This window comes from uncultured Planktosalinus sp. (genome assembly GCF_963973675.1).
Lineage (GTDB): Bacteria > Bacteroidota > Bacteroidia > Flavobacteriales > Flavobacteriaceae > Planktosalinus.
In genome coordinates, this window is record NZ_CAXBAN010000032.1 from 1 (window position 1) to 11,739 (window position 11,739).

General features: G+C 38.2%; 8 protein-coding genes, 1 other RNA gene and 1 pseudogene. 5 read left to right on the top strand and 5 right to left on the bottom strand.

Annotated features, from left to right (window positions below; all coding sequences use genetic code 11):
• From fsa to ffs, 3 genes are all read right to left on the bottom strand, one after another.
• Positions 1-553 (bottom strand): fructose-6-phosphate aldolase (fsa, locus tag AACY61_RS02320; protein WP_339609808.1); only part of this gene is annotated, 553 nt, incomplete at its 3' end.
• A gap of 91 nt (positions 554-644) precedes the next feature.
• Positions 645-1,451, bottom strand: a complete 807-nt coding sequence (locus tag AACY61_RS02325) for an SDR family oxidoreductase (protein WP_339609810.1) — start codon at positions 1,449-1,451, stop codon at positions 645-647.
• Between the two features lie 116 nt (positions 1,452-1,567).
• Positions 1,568-1,666: signal recognition particle sRNA small type (gene ffs, locus AACY61_RS02330), an RNA gene on the bottom strand.
• Between the two features lie 120 nt (positions 1,667-1,786).
• Here ffs and AACY61_RS02335 point away from each other — a divergent pair.
• A complete protein-coding gene (locus tag AACY61_RS02335) occupies positions 1,787-2,836 on the top strand; it encodes a glutaminyl-peptide cyclotransferase (RefSeq protein WP_339609811.1) in 1,050 nt (349 codons plus the stop codon).
• A 70-nt stretch (positions 2,837-2,906) separates the two neighbouring features.
• Complete coding sequence (locus tag AACY61_RS02340; protein WP_339609812.1) at positions 2,907-4,457, top strand: hypothetical protein; 1,551 nt, start codon at positions 2,907-2,909, stop codon at positions 4,455-4,457.
• 60 nt (positions 4,458-4,517) lie between these two features.
• On the opposite strand, the gene glyA is transcribed toward AACY61_RS02340, so the two are convergent.
• A complete protein-coding gene (gene glyA / locus AACY61_RS02345) occupies positions 4,518-5,792 on the bottom strand; it encodes a serine hydroxymethyltransferase (RefSeq protein WP_339609813.1) in 1,275 nt (424 codons plus the stop codon).
• 110 nt (positions 5,793-5,902) lie between these two features.
• On the opposite strand from glyA, the gene fahA reads away from it, so the two are divergent.
• On the top strand, positions 5,903-7,183 hold the full coding sequence (fahA, locus tag AACY61_RS02350; protein WP_339609814.1) for a fumarylacetoacetase: 1,281 nt from the start codon (positions 5,903-5,905) through the stop codon (positions 7,181-7,183).
• Between the two features lie 200 nt (positions 7,184-7,383).
• Positions 7,384-8,562, top strand: coding sequence for a hypothetical protein (locus AACY61_RS02355; RefSeq protein ID WP_339609815.1), 1,179 nt, complete (start codon positions 7,384-7,386; stop codon positions 8,560-8,562).
• Between the two features lie 76 nt (positions 8,563-8,638).
• Here AACY61_RS02355 and ytxJ read toward each other — a convergent pair whose 3' ends face one another.
• Positions 8,639-9,019, bottom strand: a complete 381-nt coding sequence (gene ytxJ, locus AACY61_RS02360) for a bacillithiol system redox-active protein YtxJ (RefSeq protein WP_339609816.1) — start codon at positions 9,017-9,019, stop codon at positions 8,639-8,641.
• 355 nt (positions 9,020-9,374) lie between these two features.
• Here ytxJ and AACY61_RS02365 point away from each other — a divergent pair.
• A pseudogene (locus tag AACY61_RS02365) lies at positions 9,375-11,739 on the top strand (AAA family ATPase); the annotation flags it as partial.

Sequence of the window (11,739 nt, forward strand, 5' to 3'; positions counted from 1 at the left end):
CATCAGCACCTAATTTTGCGCAATCAATAATATGCATAGTATGGCGCACTGATGCCGCCAATATTTCTGTTTCAAAGGCATAGTTGTCAAAAATCAATCTGATTTCTGCAATTAAGTTTAAACCGTCGGTTGAAACATCATCCAACCTTCCGATAAAGGGTGAAACATAGGTAGCACCGGCTTTTGCAGCAATCAATGCTTGACCGGGTGAAAATATCAGTGTACAATTAGTTTTGATTCCTTGGTCACTAAAATATTTAATGGCTTTGATACCCTCTTTGATCATTGGTATTTTTACAACAATTTGTTCGTGTAATCCGGCCAGCTCCTCTCCTTCTTTGATCATTCCTTCAAAATCAGTAGCAATAACCTCAGCAGATACATCACCGTCAACAATATTACAAATATCTACATAGTGCTTTAGAATGTTGTTTTTTCCGGTAATACCTTCTTTAGCCATCAACGAAGGGTTGGTAGTAACACCATCTAAGATTCCAAGATCCTGAGCTTCTTTGATTTGGTTTAAATTGGCTGTGTCGATAAAGAATTTCATAAGTTTTGATTAAAATTGATTGTAAAATTAAGAAAGCAAAATAATATGCTTACAAATTTACCAAATTTTTATACATCCGGTCTGTTGATAACTACTTTAATTTATAGTGATTCATCAGCATTTTTTCATACATTTTTCCGGGAAGTGATTTTTTCAATACTACGGAGGTTTTCTGCATAAAATCACCCACTTTATATCGAACTTTGGGGTGCTTGGAAATGATTATTTTAAAAATTGCTTTGGCCATTTCTTTAGGGTCTTTACCATCATCTACATGAGCGTTCATCAGCTCCAAAGTATCTCCATAAGCTTCTCTATAGGGAGAGTTTTTAACTAAAGGCACATGATATCGTCCAGATGCAATATTTGTCGCAAAATCCCCCGGAGCCACATTGGTAAATTCAATACCAAACTGTTTAGTTTCCATTCTAAGAGCCTCTGTAGTTATTTCAAGTGCCGATTTGCTGGCAGAGTAAAAGCCTCTGTAGGGTAAACCCATATATGCTGCTATTGAAGTTACATTAATCACTAAGCCTGATTGTTGCAATCTCATAGTAGGTAAAACCGCTTTTATCATTCTTACTGGACCGTAAAAATTAGTTTCAAAAACACCTTGTATTTCCTCTTCAGGTGTTTCTTCAACGGGGCCCGTTATACCCATCCCGGCATTATTGATTAACACATCTACTCTTCCTTTTTCTGAAATTACTTGATCTACAAATTTGTTGACTGAATTGGTGTCTCTTACATCGAGTTTAAATAAAGGAAATATACTCTCTTTATAGTTCTCAGGATTTCTGCTCGAGCCAATAACCTGAAAACCTTTCACGGTTAAATACTCACCAATGGATTTTCCAATTCCGGAAGAAGCTCCGGTAATGCAAACTACTTTTGACATATACATTCAATTTCTACAAATATCCAATAATTTTTAGATATGTCAGAAACCTGAATTAATTTAAAGTAAAATAAGAGGTATTTGTAAAGAAGGAAAGTGTAAATATTACAAACAAAAAATGGCAAGCTACCTACATCACACCGCTACGACCGTCTACCCTTGCTGCGTTCCCACCCTGGGGGATTCAACAGGAGCTGGTTGTGTAGGACTTGCCACTGCAAAGATACTACCTTTTTAAGCTTTTGCAAGATTTTTTTAATAATTAAAACCTAAAAGTTTGAACGCAAATAGTACATTTGTGTGCAACTATTCACAATTCACTTATTTTTATACCAATGCGATTTTATAAGACCGTTTTACCATTTATTTCCTTACTTCTTTTTTCATGCGGTAGCCAAAATGAAACCAAAAATTTCAACATATCAGTAGAAGGTGCCAAACCTTCCTTCAGCAATAATCAAACAATTTTGGTGAGCATTGAAAACCCCAATCAAAAAGAAATTGATTCCATCATTTATTTCATAGACCAGCAACAAATGGGTAAAACTAGTACAAACACCCCGTTTAACATACCTCTGGAAAATCAAAAATTGGGAAACCGCCGGTTGCACGCAAAAATTTATTTCAATAGTAAAACAGAAACACCCTCCAAAGATTTATATGTGTTGGCTTCAGAAAAACCAAAACTCTACACCTATCAAATCTTAAACGAATATCCCCACGATGTGGAAGCCTATACTCAAGGATTGGAGTTCCACGGGGACACTCTTTATGAAAGTACCGGTCAATATGGAAAGTCATCCCTTCGAAAAACAAATTACAAAACCGGTGAAGTACTTCAAAACACTCCACTGGATAGAAACTATTTTGGAGAAGGCATCACTATTTTAGACAATAAAATATACCAACTTACCTGGCGTGAGAAAGTAGGGTTTATTTACAATCTCAAAACATTCGAAAAAACAGGAAGTTTCATCTACTCTAAAAGTGAAGAAGGATGGGGTCTCTGTAATGACGGAAAAACAATTTATAAAAGTGACGGGACAGAAAAAATATGGACACTCAATAAAGAAAACCTTACTGAAGAAAGCTATATTGAAATTTTCACCAATACTAGCAGAATAAAAAGTGTGAATGAATTGGAATATGTAGAAGGAAAAATATATGCCAACATTTTTCAAAAAAACGCCATCGCAATCATCAACCCTCAAAACGGTGCTGTTGAAGGAGTCATAGACCTAAAAGGCCTTCAGGCACGGGTCACCCAACATCGGTTTCTGGATGTTTTAAATGGTATAGCCTACAAAGGCGAACCCAATAAACTTTTTGTAACTGGAAAAAACTGGGACAAACTTTTTGAAATTGAGATTATTGAAAAACAATAATTTATCCTCTTGATGGTTATTAGTTATTAGTTAATAGTTATTTTTGAATGCTATTTTATAAAAAGATTAAATGAAATACTTATATACCCTAAGTTTATTAATGCTCATTATTTTATGGAGCTCTTGCCGAAATGATTTTGACACCCTCCCGAGTACAGGAAATTTGGAGTTTTCAAAAGATACAGTCTATCTTGATACTGTTTTTTCAAATATTGGTTCCAGTACTTACACTTTAAAAGTCTATAACAGGAGTGATGAAGATATCTCAATCCCTTCGGTTAAATTAAGCCAGGGTGAAAACTCCTCCTACCGTTTAAATGTGAATGGTCGCGCCGGAAAAACCTTTAACAATGTTCAAATTCTTGCTAAGGACAGTATTTTTGTGTTTGTAGAAACTACTTTTGACATCAACAATCAGCCCGGAAGTCTGGAATTTTTATACACTGATGCCATAGAGTTTGACAGCGGTAGCAATCAACAGGATGTAACCCTGGTAACTTTAGTACAAGATGCTGTATTTCTATATCCGCAAAGGTTTGAAGACGGCACCATTGAAACCTTACTCCTGGGAATTGATGAAGAGGACAATGAAATAAGAGTCGAAGGCTTCTTTCTTGATGAACAACACCTGACTTTTACCAATGAAAAACCCTATGTGATTTATGGCTATGCAGCAATTCCATCAACAAAAACCTTAACTATTGAACCTGGAGCCCGCATTCATTTTCACGAAAACAGTGGTATTATAGCTTACAATCAAGCCACTGTAAAAGCAATTGGGGCACCTAGCACTGACCCGGAACAACTGGAAAATGAAATAATTTTTCAAAGTGACCGCTTGGAACCGGCCTTTGAAGACATTCCTGGACAATGGGGAACCATTTGGCTAACCGCCGGAAGCACCGCTCACGAATTCAACCATACAACCATAAAAAATGCCACGGTTGGAATTTTAATGGATAGCAATGATGGCACTTCAAATCCTACTCTCTCACTTAAAAACACACAAATTTATAACAGCGCAAATGTTGGCTTATTAGCTACAACTGCAAATGTTGATGGAGAAAATGTAGTGATAACAAATAGTGGTCAAACATCTCTATACTGCTCGCTGGGTGGAACCTACAATTTCAGACATTCCACTTTTGCCAATTACTGGAATAGAGGATTTAGAAATTTCCCCGCAGTAATCATAGACAATTCACTTCAGGTGAGTGATACCGAAATACTGATTGCCGATTTAAATCAGGCGTCATTCAGTAATTGCATTATCTACGGAAGTGAACCAAGAGAATTTTTCCTGAACAAAGAAGATGGGGCCGCCTTTAATATTAATTTTAAAAACAGCCTGCTGCGATTTGAAGATCCCCAGGGCCAGTTTGCAGACAACCCCCTGTTTGACTTCTCAAATTCTGATCTTTATACCAATTCAGTATTCAATCAGGACCCGGTGTTTTTCAACACTGAAATCAATCAGTTATATATTAGTAATGAATCTGGAGCCAACGGTATAGGCGATCCAGCTACTTCTCAATTGGCACCCTTTGACCTGTTGGGAACCCCAAGAGGAAATCCTTCAGATGCAGGAGCTTATGAAAGCATTATATTTCCAGAAGACTAACCGGTTTATTAATAAAAATCCACATTTATCAAAATGTGGATTTTTATTTCCAGTTCATTTTTATGAAGTAAATAATGGTTTTGAAGACATCAACTCCTTTACTTTGGCACCTATTACATCTAATAATTGTTCATCTTCAAAATTTGAAATAGCCTCATCAATTAAATCAACAATATAAATCATATCTTTCTCCTTCAAACCTCTAGTAGTTACTGCCGGTGTTCCCAAACGAATACCTGAAGTAATAAAAGGCGATTGATCATCGAAAGGAACCATATTCTTGTTTACAGTAATCGTTGCTTTTCCAAGCGCCTCTTCTGCTTGTTTGCCTGAAAGTCCCTTGTTTCGCAAATCAATTAACATCATATGATTATCAGTACCTCCAGAAACTACATCATAGCCTTTATCCATAAAAGCCTGTGCCATTGCAGCAGCATTTTTCTTTACCTGTATCATATAATGTAAAAAATCATCTGTCAAAGCTTCTCCAAAAGAAACTGCTTTGGCAGCAATGATATGCTCAAGAGGTCCACCTTGATTCCCCGGAAATATACCACTATCAAGTAATGAAGACATTTTTCTGAGAGTTCCGTTTTTTAAAGTAATTCCAAAAGGATTATCAAAATCTTTTCCCATCACAATAATTCCACCACGTGGACCACGTAATGTTTTGTGTGTCGTACTGGTACAAATATGACAATGTGGAACAGGGTCTTGTAGTATACCCTTGGCAATCAATCCAGCAGGATGAGCCATGTCAGCCAGTAAAATAGCCCCTACTTTGTCTGCTATCTCCCGAAAACGCTTGTAATCTATTTCACGTGCATAAGCAGAAGCACCCGCAATAATCATTTTAGGCATCTCACGTACAGCAATTTCCTCAACTCGATCATAATCAATCAAGCCGGTTTGCTTATCTACACCATAAAAAACAGGGCGATACAGTTTCCCTGAAAAATTTACTGGTGAGCCATGAGTAAGATGCCCTCCGTGGGATAAATCAAACCCAAGAAAAGTGTCTCCAGGTTTTAAACACACTGAAAACACAGCAGTGTTTGCTTGTGATCCGGAATGGGGTTGTACATTGACATATTCTGCACCAAAAAGAGCCTTAGCCCTATCGATAGCGAGTTGCTCAACTTGATCAACTATCTGACAACCACCATAATAACGCCTTCCGGGATAACCTTCTGCATATTTGTTGGTAAGCACAGAACCTGCTGCTGCCAACACTTCACGGCTCACAAAATTTTCTGAAGCAATGAGTTCGAGTCCATTTTTCTGTCTTTCTTCTTCCTGTTTGATCAATTCAAAAAGTGGGGTGTCTTGAAACATAATATCGGTTTTTGTTAAATCTGCATCAAAAATAAGAATAACATTCGGTTAGTATTCTTAAAATTATATATTTGAATAGAATTTTTTTAACACTAACAAATTTAAAGACTATGTCAATTACAGCAAACGATCCTAATAGAAAATCCTGGCTTCCTGTTGATAAGGATTCCGATTTTCCAATTCAAAATATTCCCTTTGGTGTCTTTTTAACCAGAGATGATGTGATAACCGTTGGCACACGCATCGGTGATTTTGCAATAGATCTTGGCGCACTCCACCAATTAGGCTATTTTGACGGAATAGAATTAACTGATGATATTTTTCTTCAAGATACCCTAAACGATTTTATTTCAGACGGAAAAAAAACCTGGAGGCTGGTTCGTAACCGCATTGCAGATATTTTTGATGAAAAAAACACAGCGCTTAAAGACAACAAAGAGCACCACGATCGGGTTATTTTTACTATGGATGAAATAGAAATGCAGCTACCTGTTCAAGTTGGTGATTATACAGATTTTTATTCCAGCAAAGAGCATGCTACCAATGTAGGCGCAATGTTTCGAGACCCCGAGAACGCTCTTTTACCCAATTGGTTACATATTCCAGTTGGTTACCATGGAAGAAGTTCTTCAATAATACCAAGCGGAATTAATGTGAGAAGACCTAACGGACAAACCTTGCCCGCAGGAGCCGACAAACCCGTTTTCGGTCCTTCGAGATTGGTAGACTTTGAATTAGAAATGGCTTTTATTACCACCGATGCCAATGACCTTGGAGAACCAATTCCAATTGCTGAAGCAGAAGACTATATCTTCGGTTTGGTGCTTTTCAATGACTGGAGCGCCCGCGATATTCAAAAATGGGAATATGTACCATTGGGACCCTTCTTGGCAAAAAGTTTCGCTTCAACAATTTCCCCCTGGATTGTAACACTTGATGCGTTACAACCATTCAAAACCGAAAGTCCAAAACCGGAAATTGAACCACTTCCCTACCTGCAAACAACCGGTAAAAAAAGCTATGATATCTATTTGGAAGCATACATCACTCCCGAAAATGGAACACCAAACAGAGTGAGTCAGTCCAACTTCAAATACATGTATTGGAATATGAGTCAGCAACTGGCACATCATACTATAAATGGTTGCCCCGTAAAAAGCGGTGACATGATGGGAAGCGGAACTATTTCTGGTCCAACACCAGACTCCTATGGATCTATGCTGGAATTGACCTGGCGAGGTGAAAAACCCATCAAATTGAATGACGGTAGTGAACGAAAATTCATCAATGATAATGATACCGTCACCCTGAGAGGTTATTGTCAAAATAATGAAGTGCGTATTGGTTTTGGAGAATGTGCTACTAAAATCCTTCCGGCCTTGAAGTTATAAATACTTTTGACAAATAAGATATGGAGTAAAAAAGCAGGACTTAAGTTTACCAATCAATGAATTCAATTGAAATTTATTTACGATGACAAAATCTCAACTATCTAAACACTTCTAACGATAATTCTGTTTGGAGTTTTAAGTCCTGTTCCGTTTTGGCATTACAATTGTAATCTCATAAATAGAACCAACAACTATTTGTTATGAAAAAAGGAGTCCTCATAATGGTGTTAGCTACTATAATAATGGCATGCAGCAGCATAAAACGTAGTGAAAAAGCACTTAACAAAGGTGCCTATGAGCAAGCAATAGAAATAGCCGTCAAAAAAATTCAAAAAAATAAAACATCTAATAAAAGTCGGGAGCTTATTCCGGTGCTTGAAGAAGCCTTTGCAAAATACAATGAACAAACATTAAATAAAATTCAATTTCTTGAAAAGGAAAGCAATTTAAATTCCAAAAAGGAAATCCTAGCCCTTTACACCCGTTTGAATCAAACACAAAACAAAATCAAACCTTTACTCCCTTTGGTTGTAAATAGTCGTGAAGCCTCATTTGAAATGAATGATTATAGTAATCAACTCATTCAAGCCAAAGATGAATATGCCGATGTACTTTATGAAAAAGCAAAAAAAGCTATGTCCAAGGGCACAAAAGTCGATTATAGAAAAGCATATAATTCTCTTGTGGAGCTTGAAAAATTAGTACCTTACTACAAGGATGTTGACCAATTGATAAGAGAAACACATTATTTTGGAACCGACTATGTTTTTGTAGAACTTAAAAACGCAACAAACATAATGATTCCTCAAAGGCTTGAAAGAGACCTGCTTGATATCAACACCTATAGGTTGGATGATTTTTGGACTGAATATCATAGCATTAATCGAAGGGATATTGATTACGATTTTGATGTTATTCTAGAGTTTAGAAATATTTTAATTTCTCCAGAACAAATCCGTGAACGTGAAATACCACTTGAACGAGAAATTAAAGACGGATATACTTATGAAATTGACCGCAATGGCAACTATGTACTCGACAGTCTGGGAAATCGAAAAAAGATTGACCGCTACGTGAATGTAAAAGGCATTCTCTATGAAACCACCCAAACTAAAGCTATCAATGTGAATGGTATGGTAAACTATTTTGATGTCCAAAAAAAACAAACCATCAACAGTTACCCAATGGAAACAGAGTTTATTTTTGAGCACGCTTTTGCAACTTTCAATGGCGATGAAAGGGTTTTAAACAGCAATGAAAGAAGATTGCTCAAAAACCGACCCCTACCTTTTCCAAGCAACGAGCAAATGCTCTATGATGCTTCAAGCGAAATTAAAAACCGCCTGAGCACTATTTTAAAAAGGAATAAATTCAGATAATCAATCATTAGGTTATCAAAAAAAAAATCGAAAAATCCTTATTAAAAAATTTCAGGCTTTATATATTAAAACACCCTTAAAATTGAATGGAACTTATTTCACTATGGGAAGCGTGATTAACACATTTACCGTTTTGGATAATCAAAAGTTGAGGAGACTGATGCCATACCTGAAAACGGGCCGCGACTTCATCTGAAACAAACCTGTAAGAAAGTAAATCTAGATAATACAAATCCACGACCTCTTCTCCTGCATTATAATCCCGTTCAAACTGCTTCAACACCATCCGGCTGATACCACATCGCGTAGAATGCTTGAAGATAGCTACCGGTTTAGTTTTGGAAGTTTCAATGATCTCATCTAGCTTAGAAACAGAAGTAAGCTGTTTCCACGGGATTTCTCTTTTAGGTTCCTGAGGTATTTTATCTGACGAAAATATTTTGTTTAGAAAACTCATTTATTTCGATTTGGTTTCAAACTCAAAAGATAAGAAGAATTTGACACAACTCATTAATTTTATTAAATATGCTATATAATTTCAAAAATAATAATTTTAATATTTCGGCTTTCCATCCTTCTTAAAATTATTACCAATTGAAAAACTAACGACACACATTTTCAAGTCAAAAAGTCACTAATTCAGACCTGTTTTCAAGACACTTTGTCATAAAATAGATGTGGCGCGGGATTTGAATAAAGAGACGTGAGGCATTATATTTAAGTGCCTAGCCTTAAGTCTAAAAAATAAAATTAAGAATAATTAAACAACGAGACACCTCCCCAAGTCAACTTGGGGATGGGCAATAGAAAATATGAATTTCAATAAATTTACTATCAAATCACAGGAAGCCGTGCAGCAAGCACAGCAACTGGCACAAAGCCTGGAGCATCAGCAAATTGAACCAGAACATCTACTAAAAGCTATGCTTGAAGTAGATGAAAATGTCATTCCTTTTTTACTGAAGAAACTCAATGTAAATATGCAAACACTCAAGCAAGTGCTTGATGCTTCTGTAAAAGGATTTCCCAAAGTGAGCGGCGGTCAACTTATGCTTTCACGCATTGCACAAACCGTATTGAACGACGCAAGTATCATCGCTGAGAAGCGCAAAGATGAGTTTGTGTCTATTGAGCATTTATTGCTTGCTCTCTTCAAATCGGGCGGAAAAGTGGCGCAGCTCTTAAAAGATCAGAGTGTCACCCAAAAAGCCTTGGATGCAGCCATTGACGAGCTGCGAAAAGGCGACCGTGTCACGTCACAAAGTGCTGAGGAAACATACAACGCACTGAACAAATATGCCAAAAATCTCAACCAATTGGCGCGCGACAACAAACTCGACCCCGTTATTGGACGGGATGAGGAAATACGTCGAATCCTTCAGATTTTAACACGAAGAACCAAAAACAACCCCATGCTTGTGGGTGAACCCGGCACCGGTAAAACGGCTATAGCAGAAGGACTCGCCCACAGAATTGTAGACGGCGACGTGCCTGAAAACCTAAAAGACAAAGAAATATACTCACTCGATATGGGTGCCCTCATCGCCGGTGCCAAATACAAAGGCGAATTTGAAGAGCGTCTCAAAGCGGTCATCAAAGAAGTCACTTCCAGCGACGGGAACATCGTATTGTTTATTGACGAAATCCACACCCTTGTGGGAGCCGGTGGTGGTGAAGGGGCTATGGATGCTGCCAATATCTTAAAGCCCGCGCTTGCACGTGGGGAACTGCGAGCTATCGGTGCCACAACATTGGATGAATACCAGAAGTATTTTGAAAAAGATAAAGCACTGGAACGCCGGTTTCAGAAAGTGCCATTTCCATCCTGCGTGGTATCAAGGAAAAATATGAAACTCACCACAAGGTGCGCATTAAAGACGATGCGATTATCGCAGCAGTGGAACTTTCGCAACGCTATATCACTAACCGCTTTTTACCCGACAAAGCCATCGACTTAATGGACGAGGCCGCTTCAAAACTGCGTATGGAAATCAACTCTAAACCCGAAGAACTGGATGTTTTGGATAGAAAAATCATGCAACTGGAAATCGAGATTGAGGCCATCAAACGCGAGAAGGATGAAACCAAATTAAAATCACTCCGTTCTGAACTCGGCAACCTCAAAGAAGAACGCAATGAGTTGAATGCAAAATGGAAAAGTGAAAAGGAGTTAGTAGAAAGCATTCAAAGCATCAAAACCGAAATCGAGGAATACAAACTCGAAGCAGAACGAGCCGAGCGTGATGGCGATTATGGAAAAGTAGCCGAATTGCGCTACGGAAAAATAAAAGATGCTCAGGAGAAACTTGAAAAGCAACAAAAATTGGTAGCCGAAAAATCAGAAAACTCACTAATCAAAGAGGAAGTCACCAATGAAGACATCGCCGAAGTCGTTGCCAAATGGACGGGGATTCCGGTGACCAAAATGCTGCAAAGCGATCGCGAGAAACTCCTCAAACTGGAAGACCATCTGCACAAGCGTGTGGTGGGACAACAGGAAGCCATCGTTGCTGTGAGCGATGCCATAAGAAGAAGCCGTGCCGGGTTACAAGACCCTAAAAAACCTTTGGGCTCCTTCCTCTTCCTGGGAACTACCGGTGTAGGTAAAACAGAGCTTGCAAAAGCATTGGCCGAATACCTCTTTGACGATGAAAACGCCATGACACGCATTGATATGAGTGAATATCAGGAACGCCATAGCGTGAGCCGACTAGTGGGAGCACCTCCTGGTTATGTGGGCTATGATGAAGGCGGTCAATTAACCGAAGCCGTGAGACGCCGCCCCTACTCTGTCGTGTTGCTTGACGAAATCGAAAAAGCACACCCAGACACCTTCAATGTCCTATTGCAAGTACTTGATGAAGGTCGTTTGACAGACAATAAAGGCCGTGTAGCCGATTTTAAAAACACCATCATCATAATGACTTCCAATATGGGAAGCCATCTAATTCAAGAGAAGTTTGATGCCATCAAGGATATCGACAGCGCGATGGAAGGAGCCAAAGTAGAAGTACTGGCGCTACTCAAACAAAGCGTCCGCCCCGAGTTCCTGAACCGTATTGATGATATTGTAATGTTTACACCACTTAGTAAAGCCAACATCAAAGAAATTGTGGGCTTACAATTAAAAGGCCTAAGCAAAATGTTGTCAAAACAAAATATCACCCTCGAGATCTG

What these genes read in the sequence shown, in the direction of transcription:
- fahA (WP_339609814.1), top strand. Translation starts at nt 5,903, where the DNA reads ATGTCAATTACAGCAAACGATCCTAATAGAAAATCCTGGCTTCCTGTT.
- AACY61_RS02340 (WP_339609812.1), top strand. Translation starts at nt 2,907, where the DNA reads ATGAAATACTTATATACCCTAAGTTTATTAATGCTCATTATTTTATGG.
- ytxJ (WP_339609816.1), bottom strand. Translation starts at nt 9,019, where the DNA reads ATGAGTTTTCTAAACAAAATATTTTCGTCAGATAAAATACCTCAGGAA.
- AACY61_RS02325 (WP_339609810.1), bottom strand. Translation starts at nt 1,451, where the DNA reads ATGTCAAAAGTAGTTTGCATTACCGGAGCTTCTTCCGGAATTGGAAAA.
- glyA (WP_339609813.1), bottom strand. Translation starts at nt 5,792, where the DNA reads ATGTTTCAAGACACCCCACTTTTTGAATTGATCAAACAGGAAGAAGAA.
- AACY61_RS02355 (WP_339609815.1), top strand. Translation starts at nt 7,384, where the DNA reads ATGAAAAAAGGAGTCCTCATAATGGTGTTAGCTACTATAATAATGGCA.
- AACY61_RS02335 (WP_339609811.1), top strand. Translation starts at nt 1,787, where the DNA reads ATGCGATTTTATAAGACCGTTTTACCATTTATTTCCTTACTTCTTTTT.